The organism is Pseudomonas sp. MF6751, assembly GCF_016613265.1.
GTDB lineage: Bacteria > Pseudomonadota > Gammaproteobacteria > Pseudomonadales > Pseudomonadaceae > Aquipseudomonas > Aquipseudomonas fluorescens_BV.
On the sequence record NZ_JAENSV010000031.1, the window covers coordinates 1 to 16,287 of the forward strand.

The following is a 16,287-nucleotide window of genomic DNA, read 5'->3' on the forward strand; positions in this document are numbered from 1 at the left end:
GTAAACGCTTCGATTTCAAGTGCCCGATCGAAGTCATGGGCGAGGTGATGCAGGAAGCCATGGCTATGCGGCATCATGCTCCAGCTTCAAATCAATAACCGTGTTGCACTCAGCTTCTGCAACCGCCACCTTTAAAAAAGCTCATCACCTTTGCAACACCCAACCTCCTCACAAAGCGTCAGGCGAGAAAACCTGACGCTTTGATGGCCGCCGCCTCCAAATGCTGCTCATGACTGAACCCCGACGCCTTCAACGGCTTCAAATCATGATCCCCCGCCACCAGCCACATCACCTCAATGCTCGGCGATAACGCATACCCCTCCACCGCCGCACGATTGCCCAAGGCATCGCGCTCGCCCTGCACAATCAACGTCGGCGTCTTCAACCCGGCCAAGTGCTCCACCCGAGGTTTTTGCGGCTTGCCCACCGCATAAAACGGATACCCCAGGCACACCAACCCATCGGCGCCCAATTCATCGGCCAACAAACTGGCCATGCGCCCGCCCATGGACTTGCCGCCAATCGCCAGTTTCCCAGCGACATGACGTCGCACCTGGGCATACACCTCACGCCACGCCTCCAGCAGTTTCGGCGCCGGATTTGGCGGGCGTTTGCCCCCGTCCAAGCGGCGCTGGGCCATGTACGGGAACTCGAAGCGCAACACGTTCACGCCATGCCCGGCAAGGCGTGCAGCCATGTCGTTCATGAATGCCGAGTCCATCGGTGCGCCAGCGCCGTGGGCCAGGATCAACGTGACAGGCTCGCCTGAAGGCTTGCCCGTGGCGACATCCCACAACCAGCCATGTTCCCGTACACACTGCGCCCATTGATCCCCGTCAATACTGGCCTTGTGCTCTTTGCCCATGCTTGCCTCGCTTTTTAGTCTGCCTATAACTCCAGCCCAAGTGCTGCACTTGCTTGGGTTGAACCGTGGATGGGGAACCATGAACACTACTTTAAGTACCGCCTATAACTACAAGGTGGTCCGCCAATTCGCCATTATGACGGTGGTGTGGGGCATCGTCGGCATGGGGCTCGGGGTTTTTCTCGCGGCCCAATTGGTTTGGCCTGCGCTCAACTTCGATTTGCCCTGGACCAGCTTCGGCCGCCTGCGCCCTTTGCACACCAACGCGGTGATTTTCGCGTTCGGTGGCTGTGCGCTGTTCGCCAGCTCCTTTTACTCGGTGCAACGCACCTGCCAGACGCAGCTGTTCGCGCCGAAAGTCGCCGCGTTCTGCTTCTGGGGCTGGCAGCTTGTGATCCTGCTGGCCGCCATCAGCCTGCCACTGGGCTACACCAGCTCCAAGGAATACGCCGAGCTGGAATGGCCGATCGACATCCTGATCACCATCGTCTGGGTCGCCTACGCCATCGTGTTCTTCGGCACGATCATGAAACGCAAGACCAAGCACATCTATGTGGGCAACTGGTTCTTCGGCGCGTTCATCATCACCGTGGCCATTTTGCATATCGTCAATAACCTGGAAATCCCGGTCAGCCTGACCAAGTCCTACTCGCTGTACGGCGGTGCGACGGATGCCATGGTGCAGTGGTGGTATGGGCACAACGCGGTAGGCTTTTTCCTGACTGCGGGCTTCCTCGGCATGATGTACTACTTCGTGCCCAAACAGGCCGAGCGTCCGGTGTATTCCTATCGCTTGTCGATTGTGCACTTCTGGGCGCTGATCACCCTGTACATCTGGGCCGGTCCTCACCACTTGCACTACACCGCCTTGCCGGACTGGGCGCAGTCCCTGGGCATGGTGATGTCGCTGGTGCTGCTGGCGCCAAGCTGGGGCGGCATGATCAACGGCATGATGACCCTCTCGGGTGCCTGGCATAAGTTGCGCAGCGACCCGATCCTGCGCTTCCTCGTCGTCTCCCTGGCCTTCTACGGCATGTCGACCTTCGAAGGCCCGATGATGGCGATCAAGACCGTCAACGCCCTCTCCCACTACACCGACTGGACCATCGGCCACGTACACGCCGGGGCGCTGGGCTGGGTGGCGATGATCTCCATCGGGGCGCTGTACCACATGATCCCGAAAGTCTTCGGTCGCGAGCAGATGTACAGCCTCGGCCTGATCAACGCGCACTTCTGGCTGGCCACCATCGGCACCGTGCTCTACATCGCCTCGATGTGGGTCAACGGCATCGCCCAGGGCCTGATGTGGCGTGCGGTCAACGAAGACGGCACCCTCACCTACTCCTTCGTCGAAACCCTGGTGGCCAGCCACCCAGGCTTCATCGTGCGTCTGGTGGGCGGTGCGATCTTCCTCAGCGGCATGTTCCTGATGGCTTACAACACATGGCGCACCGTGCGTTCGGCGCAACCTGCCGAAGTCACCGCTGCCGCGCAGATGGCCTGAGGAGTCGATGATGAAACACGAAACGATTGAAAAGAACGTCGGCCTGTTGATGCTGCTGATGGTGCTCGCCGTGAGCATCGGTGGCCTGACGCAGATCGTCCCGCTGTTCTTCCAGGACGTGACCAACAAACCGGTCGAAGGCATGAAGCCCTACACCGCACTGCAACTGGAAGGCCGCGACATCTACATCCGCGAAGGCTGCGTGCAGTGCCACTCGCAGATGATCCGCCCATTCCGCGCCGAGACCGAGCGCTACGGCCACTACTCGGTGGCTGGCGAAAGCGTGTGGGACCACCCGTTCTTGTGGGGCTCCAAGCGTACCGGGCCGGACCTGGCCCGCGTCGGCGCGCGCTACTCGGACGACTGGCACCGCGCGCACTTGTACAACCCGCGCAACGTAGTGCCAGAGTCGAAAATGCCGGCCTACCCCTGGCTGGTCACCGCCGCCGTCGACAGCAGCCACACCGAGACCAAGTTGAAAGTGATGCGCACCCTCGGCGTGCCGTACACCGACGACGACATCAATGGCGCAGTCGCCAGCCTCAAGGGCAAGACCGAGATGGACGCGCTGGTTTCCTACCTGCAAGTGCTCGGCACTGCCATCAAGAGCAAGAGGTGAGCCATGGGATTTGAATTCGATGCGGGCACCATCCGCGGCCTGGGTACGCTGGTGGTCGCCATCGCCTTTATCGGCCTGTCGCTGTGGGTATTCAACAACCGCCGCAATGCGGAATTCGAGCAGGCCCGCCTGCTGCCGTTTGCCGATGAACCTTCCCCACCCGACGCTCAAGCAGAGCCAGCCACAAGGAGCACTCGGCCATGACTACGTTCTGGAGTACATGGATCTGCGTATTGACCCTGGGCAGCCTGATCGGCCTGACCTGGCTGTTGGTCGGCACCCGCAAGGGCGAGACCAAGGGCAGCGTCGACCAGACCATGGGCCACGCCTTCGACGGTATCGAGGAATACGACAACCCGCTGCCCCAGTGGTGGTTCATGTTGTTCGCCGGCACCCTGGTGTTTGCCGTCGGCTACCTGATCCTCTACCCGGGCCTGGGCAACTGGAAAGGCGTACTGCCGGGCTATGAAGATGGCTGGACCCAGACCAAGGAATGGGACAAGGAAATGGCCAAGGCCGACGCCAGGTTCGGGCCGATCTTCGCCAAGTTCGCGGCCATGCCGGTGGAAGAAGTCGCCAAGGACCCGCAAGCGTTGAAGATGGGCGGTCGCCTGTTTGCCTCCAACTGCGCGGTATGCCACGGCTCGGACGCCAAGGGCGCCTATGGCTTCCCCAACCTGGCCGACAACAACTGGCGCTGGGGCGGTTCGGCCGAGGCCATCAAGGCCACCATCCTGAACGGTCGCCACGCGGCGATGCCGGCCTGGGGTGAAGTGCTGGGCGAGGACGGGGTGAAGAACGTCGCCGCCTATGTGCGTCACGACCTGGCCAAGCTGCCGTTGCCCGCCGACAACACCGCCGACCTGGCAGCCGGGCAAGCCGCGTTCAACACCACTTGCGTAGCTTGCCACGGCCCACAAGGTCACGGCGTGGAAGCCATGGGCGCGCCCAACCTGACCGAGCCTGCCGGCTTTATCTACGGCACCAGCCTGGCGCAGTTGCAGCAGACCATCCGCCATGGTCGCCAGGGCCAGATGCCGGCCCAGGACGTGCTGCAAGGCAATGACAAGGTGCACCTGCTGGCGGCTTACGTGTACAGCCTGTCCCATAACGCTGAAGGCGCAACGCCAGACAGCCAACCGCAGTAAAAGCTCTACCTGTGGCGAGGGAGCTTGCTCCCGCTGGAGTGCGAAGCGCTCCCACGATTTTGGGGCCGCTGCGCAGCCCAACGGGAGCAAGCTCCCTCGCCACAGGCATAAGTCGCGACCAAGTGTCGCACCCCTTCCAAACCCAACTTTCCCCTCCTCCTATTCGGGTCTACGCTTGTTCCCACAGTGGAGCAATTCTGGCGTAGGCGACGGTATCCGTTGCGCCCCCTAAAATTCCTGTCCACTTGATCAGCTTTCTATTTCGGTCTTTATCCTTACACCAAACATGGAAAGGGCGCAGAATCTGGCGTGGAACGTATTGATACAGGTCAGCCATTGCGTTGCAATGGCCCCTCGGTTTCTACATACTTGCGGCCGATTTTACCTATAAAAAAACCTAAACCGTGGAACCTTAGAATGAGCACAGCAATCAGTCCGACTGCTTATAACTATAAGGTAGTCCGCCAGTTCGCCATCATGACGGTGGTCTGGGGGATCCTTGGCATGGGGCTCGGGGTGTTCATCGCCTCGCAACTGGTCTGGCCGCAATTGAATTTCGACCTGCCCTGGACGACTTTCGGCCGCCTGCGCCCACTGCACACCAACCTGGTGATCTTCGCCTTCGGCGGATGTGCACTGTTTGCCACCTCCTACTATGTCGTGCAGCGCACCTGCCAAACGCGACTGATCTCCGATGGCCTCGCCGCCTTCACCTTCTGGGGCTGGCAAGCGGTCATCGTCGGCGCCATCATCAGCCTGCCCCTGGGCTACACCACCACCAAGGAATACGCCGAGCTGGAATGGCCGATCGCCATTTTGCTTGCCATCGTGTGGGTGACCTACGGCCTGGTGTTCTTCGGCACCATCGTCAAGCGCAAGACCAAGCACATCTACGTGGGCAACTGGTTCTACGGGGCCTTTATCGTGGTCACGGCGATGCTGCACATCGTCAACCACGCCTCCCTGCCGGTGAACCTGTTCAAGTCCTATTCGGCCTATTCCGGCGCAACGGACGCGATGATCCAGTGGTGGTACGGCCACAACGCCGTAGGCTTCTTCCTCACCACCGGTTTCCTGGGGATGATGTACTACTTCGTGCCCAAGCAGGCCGAGCGCCCGATCTACTCTTATCGCCTGTCCATCGTGCACTTCTGGGCGCTGATCACCCTGTACATCTGGGCCGGCCCTCACCACTTGCACTACACCGCCTTGCCGGACTGGGCACAGTCCCTGGGCATGGCGATGTCGATCATCCTGCTGGCGCCAAGCTGGGGCGGCATGATCAACGGCATGATGACCCTCTCGGGCGCCTGGCATAAGCTGCGCACCGACCCGATCCTGCGGTTCCTGGTGGTGTCCCTGGCGTTCTACGGCATGTCGACCTTTGAAGGTCCGATGATGGCGATCAAGACCGTCAACTCGCTGTCCCACTACACCGACTGGACCATCGGCCATGTACACGCCGGGGCGCTGGGCTGGGTAGCGATGATCTCCATCGGCGCGCTGTACCACATGATCCCCAAACTGTTCGGCCGCGTGCAAATGCACAGCGTCGGGCTGATCAACGCGCACTTCTGGCTGGCCACTATCGGCACCGTGCTCTACATCGCCTCGATGTGGGTCAACGGCATCACCCAGGGCCTGATGTGGCGTGCGATCAACGATGACGGCACCCTCACCTACTCCTTCGTCGAAGCGCTGCAAGCCAGCCACCCGGGCTTTATCGTACGTGCCCTGGGCGGTGCGTTCTTTGCCAGCGGCATGCTGTTGATGGCCTACAACGTCTGGCGCACCGTGCGTGCCAGCGACCCTGTAGAAGCCGAAGCCGCCGCCAAGATCGCCGTTGTGGGAGCTCACTGATGAAGCATGAAGTAGTCGAGAAGAACATCGGCCTGCTGGCCTTCTTCATGGTCATCGCCGTGAGCATCGGCGGCCTGACCCAAATTGTCCCGCTGTTTTTCCAGGACGTGACCAACAAGCCGGTCGAAGGCATGAAGCCGCGCACCGCCCTTGAACTGGAAGGCCGCGACGTCTACATCGCCAACGGTTGCGTGGGCTGCCACTCGCAGATGATCCGCCCCTTCCGCGCCGAAACCGAACGCTACGGCCACTACTCGGTCGCCGGTGAAAGCGTGTGGGACCACCCGTTCCTGTGGGGCTCCAAACGCACCGGCCCGGACCTGGCCCGTGTGGGTGGGCGTTACTCCGATGACTGGCAGCGTGCGCACCTGTACAACCCGCGCAACGTCGTGCCTGAGTCAAAAATGCCGGCGTACCCGTTCCTCGTGGAAAACAAGCTCGACGGCAAGGACACCGCGAAGAAGATGGAAGTCTTGCGCACCCTGGGCGTGCCCTACACCGACGAAGACATCGCCGGTGCGGCCGCCGCCGTGAAGGGCAAGACCGAAATGGACGCATTGGTGGCCTACCTGCAAGGCCTTGGCACCATCATCAAAAGCAAACGGTGACCTTCATGGATATCGGGATGATTCGTGGCCTGGGCACCGTTGTGGTGATGGTGGCCTTTATCGGCCTGGCGTTGTGGGTGTTCAGCCCACGGCGCAAGTCGGAGTTTGACGACGCGACCATGCTGCCCTTCGCAGATGACCCCGAAGCCATCAAGCACGTCGAGCAAGCTTCTAGGAGTAACAAAGAATGACTACGTTCTGGAGTCTGTACGTCACAGTCCTCAGTCTGGGTACCATCTTCGCCCTGACCTGGCTGCTGCTGTCGACCCGCAAGGGCCAGCGCACCGAACAGACGGACGAGACCGTCGGCCACTCGTTCGACGGCATCGAGGAGTACGACAACCCGCTGCCCAAGTGGTGGTTCATGCTGTTTGTCGGCACCATCGTCTTCGCCCTTGGTTACCTGGTGCTCTACCCTGGCCTGGGCAACTGGAAGGGCCTGCTACCAGGCTACAACTACCTCGACAACGACAAGCAAACCCCTTTCGCCAACGGCCAGACCGGCTGGACCGGCGTGCACGAATGGGAAAAGGAAATGGCCAGGTCGGAGGCCAAGTTCGGGCCGATCTTCGCCAAATTCGCGTCGATGCCCATTGAAGAAGTCGCCAAGGACCCGCAAGCCTTGAAGATGGGCGGTCGGCTGTTTGCCTCCAACTGCTCGGTGTGCCACGGCTCCGACGCCAAGGGCGCCTACGGTTTCCCCAACCTGACCGACGCCGACTGGCGCTGGGGTGGCGAACCCAACACCATCAAGGAAACCATCATGAAGGGCCGCCACGCGGTGATGCCAGGCTGGGCCGAAGTCATCGGCGAGCAAGGCGTGGCTGACGTAGCAGGCTTTGTGGTGACCCAACTCGATGGCCGCAAACTGCCGGAAGGCGCCAAGGCCGATGTGGCCAACGGTGAAAAACTCTTCGCCGCCAACTGCGTGGCCTGCCACGGCCCGGCCGGTAAAGGCACCCCAGCCATGGGCGCACCCGACCTGACGCATCCGGGTGCGTTCATCTACGGCTCAAGCTTTGCGCAACTGCAGCAGACCATCCGTTACGGCCGCCAGGGCCAGATGCCGGCGCAGGAGCAGTTGCAGGGCAATGACAAGGTGCATTTGCTGGCGGCGTATGTGTATAGCTTGTCTCATGGGGATAAGAAGGCTGAGGAGCAGTAAGACCTCTGAAACAATGGAGCCCCGCGCAGCGAATGCTGGCGGGGCTTTTTTGTTTCAACTGCGAACCTTCCAAAGCCAAATCTACCGTTCGTAGCCTCAACCTTGCCGCACGCACTCGCAATGTAGTAACGTAACTACATTCAGTCCAGCGAAGGGGGACACACCCCATGACCATCACGACCATTTCCAGCCGCGAATTCAATCAAGACACAAGTGGTGCCAAAAAAGCCGCCCGCAAAGGGCCGGTTTTTATCACTGATCGCGGCAAGCCTGCCCACGTACTGCTAAGCATTGAGGACTACCAGAAGCTGACAGGTCTGAACGCCGACATCGTTGATCTTTTGGTGATGCCGGAAGCGGCCGATATCGACTTCGAAACTGAACGTGCCGTGATCATTCATCGCCCTGTGGACTTTTCTTGATGTATTTACTCGACACGAATGTGATCTCTGAACTGCGTAAACCTCAGGCTGATGCGAATGTCGTGGCTTGGGCAAAAAGTGTGGTGGCGCCACGTATGTTTATTTCGGCGATCACGCTGAAGGAATTGGAAACCGGAGTCCTGAGAATTGAGCGGCGAGACCCGGCACAGGGGAAGGTGTTGAGAGCCTGGCTCAAGCGTCATGTGATGCCCGCCTTTGATGCCAGAATCCTGCCCGTCGATGCAGCAGTCGCGTTGCGTTGCGCACACTTGCATGTACCCGACCGAGCCAACGAAAGTGATTCATTGATTGCCGCTACCGCGCTGGTTCATGGGCTCACCGTCGTCACGCGCAACATCAGCGACTTCCAATCGAGCGGCGTTGCACTGATCAATCCATGGGACGAATGACCGGCTTACCGACAAAAACCGTCCATACTTGCCAAGTCAATTGATCCAGGTCACGTACACCATCAATTGATTTCCCCCAACGCGACCAAAGGTCGCACCCTTTGCGCACCATCGGGGGCGTATCATTAGGCCACTGCAACACCCTTAATTTGACCCCGGCTGGCACGTACTGGCCGAGGCAAATCTCCACCGCCGTGGGATGCAATGATGAGCGACCAGATACCGGTACATGACGTTACCCCGCCTGCCAAGACCGTTGACCTCTACGCTTCGAGAGAGAAGATCTACACCCGCGCCTTCACTGGCTTGTTCCGCAACTTGCGCATGGTCGGCGGTGCCGCTCTGTTCCTGTTGTACTTCGGCACGGTGTGGCTGAACTGGGGCGGTCACCAGGCGGTGTGGTGGAACCTGCCGGAGCGTAAATTCTTTATTTTCGGCGCAACGTTCTGGCCCCAGGATTTCATCCTGCTGTCTGGCATTCTCATTGTCGCGGCATTTGGCCTGTTCTTTATCACCGTATACGCCGGGCGCGTGTGGTGCGGCTATACCTGCCCACAAAGCGTGTGGACATGGATCTTCATGTGGTGCGAAAAGGTCACCGAAGGCGACCGTAACCAACGCATCAAGCTCGACAAAGCGCCCATGAGCGCCAACAAATTCCTGCGCAAGTTCAGCAAGCACAGCCTGTGGCTGCTGATCGGCTTTGCCACCGGCATCACCTTCGTCGGCTACTTCTCGCCGATTCGCGAACTGGTGTTCGACTTTTTCACTGGCCAGGCCGATGGCTGGTCGTATTTCTGGGTGGGTTTCTTCACCCTCGCCACCTACGGCAACGCCGGCTGGCTGCGTGAGCAGGTGTGCATCTACATGTGCCCCTATGCGCGCTTCCAGAGCGTGATGTTCGACAAGGACACCTTGATCGTGTCCTATGACCCGCGCCGTGGCGAAGTGCGTGGCCCACGTAAAAAGGGTACCGACTACAAGGCCCAGGGCCTGGGCGACTGCATCGACTGCACGATGTGCGTGCAGGTGTGCCCTACCGGTATCGATATCCGCGACGGGCTGCAAATCGAGTGCATCGGTTGCGCCGCCTGTATCGATGCCTGCGACAACATCATGGACAAGATGGAGTACCCACGCGGCCTGATCAGCTACACCACCGAACACAACCTTTCGGGGCAGAAAACCCATAAGCTGCGCCCGCGCCTGATCGGTTACGCCCTGGTATTGCTGGCGATGATCAGCCTGTTGGTGGCCGCCTTCTTCATGCGCTCGCTGGTGGGTTTCGACGTCAGCAAAGACCGCGTGCTGTATCGCGAGAACGCCGAAGGGCGCATCGAAAACGTCTACAGCCTGAAGATCATGAACAAAGACCAGCGCGATCACACCTACGTGCTCGACGCCGCTGGCCTGCCGGACCTCAAGCTGCAAGGCCGGCGCGAAATCAAAGTGGCCGCCGGCGATATCGTCAGCATGCCGGTGGAGTTGTCGAGTGCGCCGGAGCAGTTGCCGTCGAGCACCAACGAGGTGACCTTCATCCTCGAAGACGCCGATGACACCAGCGTCCATATTGAAGCCAAGAGCCGATTCATCGGCCCACAAGTCCGTTAACAGGGAACATACGCATGCCCGCAACTACTGCCGCCAGCCCTTGGTACAAGCACCTCTGGCCCTGGATCATCATCGCGATTCTGGCCTGCTCGGTGACCCTGACCTTGTCCATGGTGACCATCGCAGTGAACAACCCGGACAACCTGGTCAACGACAACTACTACGAGGCCGGCAAAGGCATCAACCGTTCCCTGGACCGCGAGCGTCTGGCCCAGACCCTGCAACTGCGCGGCAAGCTGCACCTGGACGAACTGACCGGCGAGGTCGAGCTGCAACTGACTGGCTACAGCAATCCAGATACCCTGGAGCTGAACCTGATCTCCCCGACCCAGCCAGAGAAGGATCGCAAGATCAACCTCACCCGCAGCGACAGCGAGCCCGGCCGCTACATCGGCCAGGTCACCGACAAGGTCGAAGGTCGCCGTTTCGTGGAACTGCTTGGCGTGGAAGGCGGCAACACCTGGCGCCTGTTCGAAGAAGAAGAGGTCAGCCATGACAAGGATTTGTTGCTGGGTGACGAACCGTTGCAGGGCGCCGAGGACCTGAGAAAATAAACAACCTGCGCTCCGCGCTTCGCGAGCAAGCCCGCTCCCACAAGGACACCGCGTGCCCCTGTGGGAGCGGGCTTGCCCGTGAAGAGGCCCTCCCAGCCACCAAAGACCTCGAACCATGACCACCCCCTGCTACCACTGCGCCCTACCCGTCCCCTCCGGAAGCCGGTTCACCGCCCAGATCCTCGGCGAACGCCGCGAACTCTGCTGCCCGGGCTGCCAGGCCGTGGCCGAGGCGATAGTGGCCGGCGGGCTGGAAAGCTATTACCAACACCGCAGCGAAGCCTCGGCCAACCCCGAGGCGCTGCCCGTGCAGTTGGTGGACGAGCTGGCGCTGTACGACCGCCCCGATGTGCAAAAACCCTTTGTCCGCCATCAAGGCGACCTGGCCGAAACCACCCTGCTGATGGAAGGCATCAGTTGCGCCGCCTGCGGCTGGTTGATCGAGAAACACCTGCGCAGCCTGCCCGCCGTGGCCGAAGCGCGATTGAACCTGTCCAACCACCGCCTGCACGTGCGCTGGGCCGATGGGCAATTGCCGTTGAGCCAACTGCTCAGCGAGCTGCGCCATATCGGTTACGCCGCCCACCCTTACCAGGCCGACCGCGCCGCCGAACAATTGGCCAGCGAGAATCGCCTGGCCCTGCGACAACTGGGGGTCGCCGGCTTGCTGTGGTTCCAGGCCATGATGGCAACCATGGCCACTTGGCCGGAATTCAATATCGACCTGAGCCCGGAACTGCACGTCATCCTGCGCTGGGTCGCGATGTTTCTGACCACGCCCATTGTGTTCTACAGCTGCGCGCCCTTCTTCAAAGGCGCCCTGCGTGACCTGCGCACGCGCCACCTGACCATGGACGTGTCGGTGTCCCTGGCGATTGGCGGCGCGTACCTGGCCGGCATCTGGACGGCGATCACTGGCGTAGGCGAGTTGTATTTCGATGCCGTGGGCATGTTTGCCCTGTTCCTGCTGGCCGGACGCTACCTTGAGCGCCGCGCCCGGGAGCGTACTGCCGCAGCCACCGCCCAACTGGTCAACCTGTTGCCCGCCTCCTGCCTGCGCCTCAAGGATGATGGCCAGAGCGAACGCATCCTGCTCAGCGAGTTGGCACTGGGTGATCGTGTGCTGGTGCATCCCGGTGCGGTGCTGCCGGCGGATGGGGTGATTCTCGACGGCCAATCCAGCATTGATGAATCCCTGCTGACCGGCGAGTACCTGCCGCAACCTCGGCGCACGGGTGAGAGCGTCACGGCCGGTACGCTGAATGTCGAAGGCGCGCTGACCGTCCAAGTACGCGCCCTGGGGCATGACACGCGCCTGTCCGCCATCGTGCGCCTGCTGGAGCGCGCCCAGGCCGAGAAGCCGCGCCTGGCGCAGATCGCCGACCGCGCTGCGCAGTGGTTCTTGTTGTGCTCGCTGATCGCCGCCGCACTGATCGGCCTGCTGTGGTGGGAGCTGGACCCCACACGGGCGTTCTGGATTGTGCTGGCGATGCTGGTGGCGACCTGTCCGTGCGCCCTGTCGCTGGCCACGCCCACCGCCCTTACCGCCGCCACCGGCACCTTGCACAGTCTCGGGTTACTGCTGACCCGCGGCCATGTGCTTGAGGGCCTGAACCAGATTGATACGGTGATTTTCGACAAGACCGGCACCCTCACCGAAGGGCGCCTGGCGTTGCGCGCCATCCGGCCCCTCGGCGCGCTGGACAGCGACCAATGCCTGGGCCTTGCCGCCGCCTTGGAGAACCGCTCCGAACACCCGATTGCCCGTGCCTTCGGCCGTGCGCCGCTGGCCGCTGATGAAGTGCTGAGCACTCCAGGCCTGGGCCTGGAGGGTCGTGTGGGAGAACGTCTGTTGCGCATCGGCCAGCCGGGTTTTGTCTGTGAACTCAGTGGCTGCGCGATTCCCGCCTCGCCGGACGAAGCCGGGCAATGGCTGCTGCTGGGCGACCGCAGCGGGGCGCTGGCCTGGTTCGTACTCGACGACCGTCTGCGCAGCGACGCCCCCGCCTTGCTGGCCGCATGCAAGGCGCGGGGCTGGCGCACGCTGTTGCTCTCCGGCGACAGTTCGCCGATGGTAGCCAGTGTCGCCTCTGAGCTGGGTATCGACGAAGCGCTCGGCAGCCTGCGCCCTGACGACAAGCTGCAGGTACTGCAAAACCTGCACAAGGAAGGTCGCAAAGTGCTGATGCTGGGCGATGGGGTCAATGATGTGCCGGTGTTGGCTGCTGCCGATATCAGTGTGGCGATGGGCTCGGCCACCGACCTGGCGAAAACCAGCGCCGATGCGGTGCTGTTGTCCAACCGCCTGGATGCGCTGGTGCAGGCCTTCAGCCTCGCGCGGCGCACCCGCCGAGTGATCATCGAGAACCTGTTGTGGGCCGGGTTGTACAATGGCCTTATGCTGCCGTTCGCCGCCCTGGGTTGGATCACTCCGATCTGGGCGGCCATCGGCATGTCCCTCAGTTCGTTGACCGTGGTACTCAACGCGTTGCGCCTGACTCGCCTGCCGAGCGCGCAAGCCCCGGGTACCGCCCCAGCAACCCGCCCGCTGCCGGCCTGAGCCGCGTGGGCATGGAGTACAGATGCCAGCTCTCTATGTAATGATTCCGGCGGCACTGCTGTTAGTGGGCGTGGCCATCTACATCTTCTTCTGGGCCGTGGACAGCGGCCAGTACGAAGACCTCGATGGCCCGGCCCACAGCGTGCTGTTCGACGACCAGGACCCGAACCACCTGGCCGCCATCGATGAAGCCAACAACCCCGAGCAACCGCCCAAAGAGCCCCCTCATGCTTGAGCTGATGCCCTTGCTGGTCTCGGCGCTGATCCTCGGCCTGCTCGGCGGCGGCCACTGCCTGGGCATGTGCGGCGGATTGATGGGCGCGCTGACCCTGGCGATTCCCAAGGAACAACGCAGCCGCCGTTTTCGCCTGCTGCTGGTGTACAACCTGGGGCGCATCCTCAGCTATGCCACCGCCGGTTTATTGATCGGTCTGGCCGGCTGGGCGGTGGCCAACAGCCCGGCGGCGATGTTCATGCGCGTCCTCGCCGGGTTACTGCTGATCTGCATGGGCCTATACCTGGCCGGCTGGTGGAGCGGCCTCACCCGTATCGAGAGCCTGGGGCGCGGCCTATGGCGGCATCTGCAGCCGGTGGCCAACCGTTTGCTGCCGGTGTCCAGCCTGCCCCGCGCCTTGTTGCTGGGTGCGCTGTGGGGCTGGTTGCCGTGCGGGCTCGTCTACAGCACCCTGCTATGGGCGGCGAGCCAGGGCAATGCACTGGACAGCGCCTTGCTGATGCTGGCGTTCGGGCTGGGCACCTGGCCGGTGCTGCTGGCCACCGGGCTGGCCGCCGAACGGGTGACGGCGTTATTGCGCAAGCGCAGCGTGCGGGTGACCGGTGGGGTGCTGGTGATGATCTTCGGCCTCTGGACCTTGCCCGGCCCTCATCAGCACTGGCTAATGGGGCATTAACAGGCCCTGTGGCATAGCGCCGCTCCCCGTTGATGCAAATCAAGATGGCTGCACCGCCCTGCCCCTAGACTCGGCCCACTAGCCAATCCGGGGGACCGCCCGCATGCTCGACGCCATTCGTTGGGACACAGATCTGATTCACCGCTACGACTTGGCGGGGCCGCGCTACACGTCCTACCCCACCGCCGTACAATTTGACAGCCAGGTCGGCACCTTCGACCTGCTCCACGCCCTGCGTGACAGCCGCAAGGCCGTGCGGCCACTGTCGCTGTACGTGCATGTACCCTTCTGCGCCAACATTTGCTACTACTGCGCCTGCAACAAGGTGATCACCAAGGACCGGGGGCGCGCCCAGGCCTACCTGCAGCGCCTGGAGCACGAGATCCAATTGGTGGCCTGCCACCTCGACCCGCAGCAACCCGTTGAGCAACTGCATTTCGGCGGCGGTACGCCAACGTTTCTCAGCCACGATGAACTGCGCCAGGTGATGACACGCCTGCGCCAGCATTTCAATTTGCTGGATGATGACTCGGGCGACTACGGCATCGAAATCGACCCGCGCGAAGCCGACTGGGCCACCATGGGCCTGCTACGCGAACTGGGCTTCAACCGCGTGAGCATCGGCCTGCAAGACCTCGACCCCGACGTGCAACGGGCGGTCAACCGCCTGCAAAGCCTAGAGGAAACCCGCGCCGTGATCGATGCAGCGCGCACCTTGCAATTTCGCTCGATCAATATCGACCTGATCTACGGCCTGCCCAAGCAGTCGCCGTTGAACTTTGCGCGCACCGTGGAGGAAGTTATCCGCTTGCAGCCTGACCGCCTGTCGGTGTTCAACTACGCGCACCTGCCGGAACGCTTCATGCCCCAGCGGCGGATCAACACCGACGACCTGCCCTCGCCGGCAGAAAAACTGCTGATGCTGCAAACCACCATCGAACAGCTGACCCAGGCCGGTTACCGCTACATCGGCATGGACCACTTTGCGCTGCCGGACGACGAACTGGCGGTGGCCCAGGAAGAAGGCAAGCTGCAGCGCAACTTCCAGGGTTACACCACCCACGGGCATTGCGACCTGATTGGGCTGGGGGTCTCGGCGATCAGCCAGATCGGCGACTTGTATTGCCAGAACAGCAGTGACCTGAACCAGTACCAGAATGCCTTGGCGGGCGCGCAACTGGCGACCAGCCGCGGCCTGGTCTGCACTACGGACGACCGGTTGCGACGGGACGTGATCCAGCAGTTGATCTGCAATTTCAGCCTGGCATTCGAGGGGGTCGAACAGGCGTACAACATCGATTTTCGCGGCTATTTTGCCGAGTTATGGCCGCAATTGCAGACAATGGCTGATGATGGCTTGATCGAACTGGACGCCCAGGGCATTCGCGTGCTGCCGGCCGGGCGCTTGTTGGTGCGCTCGGTGTGCATGGTGTTCGATGCCTACCTGGAGCACCAGAACAGGCAACGGTTTTCGCGGGTGATTTGATTACATCGCCAGGGAGGCAGCTTTCATCGAATCCTCGGCACTCATGCCTTTCATCGCCTTGGCCAGCGACGTCTGAGCCGACATCAGGCCAGCCTGCAGCGAACCGATCTCGGTCTGCAGCGCGCTGGCCTTGGCACGCGCCTCTTCAGGGGAAAGAGTATTGTCTGCGGCCACCGCCGCCAGTTCGGCCTGTTTTTCGGCGATCTGTTGCTTCAGTTGGCGGATCATTTTCAATACCTGTTTGACGCTATCTTCCAGGCCACTGTCATCGATGTCCGCATTGCTGCGCTGCTCAACGCCTGCAGCTTTGAATGCCGCAGCGGAAATAGTCACTGTCACACCTTCCACGACCTTGGTTTCAGAAGATTTTTCAAGGGTGGGATCTTCGTCCTTGAGCGCAGTAACCGGCTTCGCGTCAGGCACAACAGGGATGCGAATAGCCGGGTTGTAGGCCGCTATAACAGACATGATCCGAGCTCCGTCTAAGAGATGTGCTCTTTGTATCGACCTCAAGCAACAAATCTTTATACCTGTGCAGGTTTTCTGTACACGCTGGCTTCGCTG

The 16,287-nt window shown here is 61.5% G+C and carries 18 protein-coding genes; 16 read left to right on the forward strand and 2 right to left on the reverse strand.

Going from position 1 to position 16,287, the window contains the following annotated elements:
• Positions 1 to 178: 178 nt before the first annotated feature.
• Positions 179 to 865 (reverse strand): alpha/beta family hydrolase, encoded by a 687-nt coding sequence (locus JJD66_RS20795; protein ID WP_200648911.1) that lies wholly within the window; start codon positions 863 to 865, stop codon positions 179 to 181.
• Positions 866 to 944: 79 nt separating this feature from the next.
• Between JJD66_RS20795 and ccoN (JJD66_RS20800) the strand changes: the two genes are divergently transcribed.
• The 16 genes from ccoN (JJD66_RS20800) (at position 945) to hemN (ending at position 15,723) form a co-directional block, all read left to right on the forward strand.
• Positions 945 to 2,369: a cytochrome-c oxidase, cbb3-type subunit I gene (gene ccoN / locus JJD66_RS20800; RefSeq protein WP_034128402.1), complete on the forward strand. Its 1,425-nt coding sequence runs from the start codon at positions 945 to 947 to the stop codon at positions 2,367 to 2,369.
• A gap of 10 nt (positions 2,370 to 2,379) precedes the next feature.
• Positions 2,380 to 2,988 carry a cytochrome-c oxidase, cbb3-type subunit II gene (ccoO, locus tag JJD66_RS20805; RefSeq protein WP_003193159.1) on the forward strand — a complete coding sequence of 203 codons (609 nt, stop codon included), beginning with the start codon at positions 2,380 to 2,382 and terminating at the stop codon, positions 2,986 to 2,988.
• 3 nt (positions 2,989 to 2,991) lie between these two features.
• On the forward strand, positions 2,992 to 3,192 hold the full coding sequence (locus tag JJD66_RS20810) for a cbb3-type cytochrome oxidase subunit 3 (protein WP_003193161.1): 201 nt from the start codon (positions 2,992 to 2,994) through the stop codon (positions 3,190 to 3,192).
• Positions 3,189 to 4,136: a cytochrome-c oxidase, cbb3-type subunit III gene (gene ccoP / locus JJD66_RS20815; protein WP_200648912.1), complete on the forward strand. Its 948-nt coding sequence runs from the start codon at positions 3,189 to 3,191 to the stop codon at positions 4,134 to 4,136. The genes JJD66_RS20810 and ccoP (JJD66_RS20815) overlap by 4 nt, the downstream gene beginning before the upstream one ends.
• A gap of 417 nt (positions 4,137 to 4,553) precedes the next feature.
• Complete coding sequence (ccoN, locus tag JJD66_RS20820; RefSeq protein ID WP_014719443.1) at positions 4,554 to 5,996, forward strand: cytochrome-c oxidase, cbb3-type subunit I; 1,443 nt, start codon at positions 4,554 to 4,556, stop codon at positions 5,994 to 5,996.
• A complete protein-coding gene (gene ccoO / locus JJD66_RS20825; RefSeq protein ID WP_003193167.1) occupies positions 5,996 to 6,604 on the forward strand; it encodes a cytochrome-c oxidase, cbb3-type subunit II in 609 nt (202 codons plus the stop codon). Before ccoN (JJD66_RS20820) ends, ccoO (JJD66_RS20825) begins: the two co-directional genes overlap by 1 nt.
• Positions 6,605 to 6,609: 5 nt before the next feature.
• Positions 6,610 to 6,795, forward strand: coding sequence for a CcoQ/FixQ family Cbb3-type cytochrome c oxidase assembly chaperone (locus JJD66_RS20830; protein WP_003193169.1), 186 nt, complete (start codon positions 6,610 to 6,612; stop codon positions 6,793 to 6,795).
• A complete protein-coding gene (ccoP, locus tag JJD66_RS20835) occupies positions 6,792 to 7,769 on the forward strand; it encodes a cytochrome-c oxidase, cbb3-type subunit III (RefSeq protein WP_014719444.1) in 978 nt (325 codons plus the stop codon). The genes JJD66_RS20830 and ccoP (JJD66_RS20835) overlap by 4 nt, the downstream gene beginning before the upstream one ends.
• 167 nt (positions 7,770 to 7,936) lie before the next feature.
• Positions 7,937 to 8,191 carry a type II toxin-antitoxin system Phd/YefM family antitoxin gene (locus tag JJD66_RS20840; protein ID WP_034128400.1) on the forward strand — a complete coding sequence of 85 codons (255 nt, stop codon included), beginning with the start codon at positions 7,937 to 7,939 and terminating at the stop codon, positions 8,189 to 8,191.
• Complete coding sequence (locus JJD66_RS20845; RefSeq protein ID WP_034128399.1) at positions 8,191 to 8,601, forward strand: type II toxin-antitoxin system VapC family toxin; 411 nt, start codon at positions 8,191 to 8,193, stop codon at positions 8,599 to 8,601. Before JJD66_RS20840 ends, JJD66_RS20845 begins: the two co-directional genes overlap by 1 nt.
• A 207-nt stretch (positions 8,602 to 8,808) precedes the next feature.
• Positions 8,809 to 10,212, forward strand: a complete 1,404-nt coding sequence (gene ccoG / locus JJD66_RS20850) for a cytochrome c oxidase accessory protein CcoG (RefSeq protein ID WP_034128398.1) — start codon at positions 8,809 to 8,811, stop codon at positions 10,210 to 10,212.
• 14 nt (positions 10,213 to 10,226) lie between these two features.
• Entirely contained in the window at positions 10,227 to 10,766 is a 540-nt protein-coding gene (locus JJD66_RS20855) for a FixH family protein (protein WP_105227735.1), read from the forward strand.
• A gap of 115 nt (positions 10,767 to 10,881) precedes the next feature.
• Positions 10,882 to 13,326: a heavy metal translocating P-type ATPase gene (locus JJD66_RS20860; protein WP_200648913.1), complete on the forward strand. Its 2,445-nt coding sequence runs from the start codon at positions 10,882 to 10,884 to the stop codon at positions 13,324 to 13,326.
• A gap of 22 nt (positions 13,327 to 13,348) precedes the next feature.
• Positions 13,349 to 13,561 (forward strand): cbb3-type cytochrome oxidase assembly protein CcoS, encoded by a 213-nt coding sequence (gene ccoS, locus JJD66_RS20865; RefSeq protein WP_054898601.1) that lies wholly within the window; start codon positions 13,349 to 13,351, stop codon positions 13,559 to 13,561.
• Positions 13,554 to 14,237 (forward strand): sulfite exporter TauE/SafE family protein, encoded by a 684-nt coding sequence (locus tag JJD66_RS20870; RefSeq protein WP_200648914.1) that lies wholly within the window; start codon positions 13,554 to 13,556, stop codon positions 14,235 to 14,237. Before ccoS ends, JJD66_RS20870 begins: the two co-directional genes overlap by 8 nt.
• Positions 14,238 to 14,340: 103 nt before the next feature.
• Entirely contained in the window at positions 14,341 to 15,723 is a 1,383-nt protein-coding gene (hemN, locus tag JJD66_RS20875) for an oxygen-independent coproporphyrinogen III oxidase (RefSeq protein WP_200648915.1), read from the forward strand.
• Here hemN and JJD66_RS20880 read toward each other — a convergent pair whose 3' ends face one another.
• Positions 15,724 to 16,191 carry a FlxA-like family protein gene (locus JJD66_RS20880; RefSeq protein ID WP_200648916.1) on the reverse strand — a complete coding sequence of 156 codons (468 nt, stop codon included), beginning with the start codon at positions 16,189 to 16,191 and terminating at the stop codon, positions 15,724 to 15,726.
• Positions 16,192 to 16,287: the final 96 nt, after the last annotated feature.

Excerpts from the sequence above, each read along its gene's own strand:
- ccoP (WP_200648912.1), top strand. The coding sequence starts at position 3,189 with ATGACTACGTTCTGGAGTACATGGATCTGCGTATTGACCCTGGGCAGC.
- JJD66_RS20870 (WP_200648914.1), top strand. The coding sequence starts at position 13,554 with ATGCTTGAGCTGATGCCCTTGCTGGTCTCGGCGCTGATCCTCGGCCTG.
- ccoN (WP_034128402.1), top strand. The coding sequence starts at position 945 with ATGAACACTACTTTAAGTACCGCCTATAACTACAAGGTGGTCCGCCAA.
- ccoG (WP_034128398.1), top strand. The coding sequence starts at position 8,809 with ATGAGCGACCAGATACCGGTACATGACGTTACCCCGCCTGCCAAGACC.
- ccoN (WP_014719443.1), top strand. The coding sequence starts at position 4,554 with ATGAGCACAGCAATCAGTCCGACTGCTTATAACTATAAGGTAGTCCGC.
- hemN (WP_200648915.1), top strand. The coding sequence starts at position 14,341 with ATGCTCGACGCCATTCGTTGGGACACAGATCTGATTCACCGCTACGAC.
- JJD66_RS20830 (WP_003193169.1), top strand. The coding sequence starts at position 6,610 with ATGGATATCGGGATGATTCGTGGCCTGGGCACCGTTGTGGTGATGGTG.
- ccoS (WP_054898601.1), top strand. The coding sequence starts at position 13,349 with ATGCCAGCTCTCTATGTAATGATTCCGGCGGCACTGCTGTTAGTGGGC.
- JJD66_RS20880 (WP_200648916.1), bottom strand. The coding sequence starts at position 16,191 with ATGTCTGTTATAGCGGCCTACAACCCGGCTATTCGCATCCCTGTTGTG.
- JJD66_RS20855 (WP_105227735.1), top strand. The coding sequence starts at position 10,227 with ATGCCCGCAACTACTGCCGCCAGCCCTTGGTACAAGCACCTCTGGCCC.
- ccoP (WP_014719444.1), top strand. The coding sequence starts at position 6,792 with ATGACTACGTTCTGGAGTCTGTACGTCACAGTCCTCAGTCTGGGTACC.
- JJD66_RS20860 (WP_200648913.1), top strand. The coding sequence starts at position 10,882 with ATGACCACCCCCTGCTACCACTGCGCCCTACCCGTCCCCTCCGGAAGC.
- JJD66_RS20795 (WP_200648911.1), bottom strand. The coding sequence starts at position 865 with ATGGGCAAAGAGCACAAGGCCAGTATTGACGGGGATCAATGGGCGCAG.
- ccoO (WP_003193159.1), top strand. The coding sequence starts at position 2,380 with ATGAAACACGAAACGATTGAAAAGAACGTCGGCCTGTTGATGCTGCTG.
- JJD66_RS20845 (WP_034128399.1), top strand. The coding sequence starts at position 8,191 with ATGTATTTACTCGACACGAATGTGATCTCTGAACTGCGTAAACCTCAG.
- JJD66_RS20840 (WP_034128400.1), top strand. The coding sequence starts at position 7,937 with ATGACCATCACGACCATTTCCAGCCGCGAATTCAATCAAGACACAAGT.
- JJD66_RS20810 (WP_003193161.1), top strand. The coding sequence starts at position 2,992 with ATGGGATTTGAATTCGATGCGGGCACCATCCGCGGCCTGGGTACGCTG.
- ccoO (WP_003193167.1), top strand. The coding sequence starts at position 5,996 with ATGAAGCATGAAGTAGTCGAGAAGAACATCGGCCTGCTGGCCTTCTTC.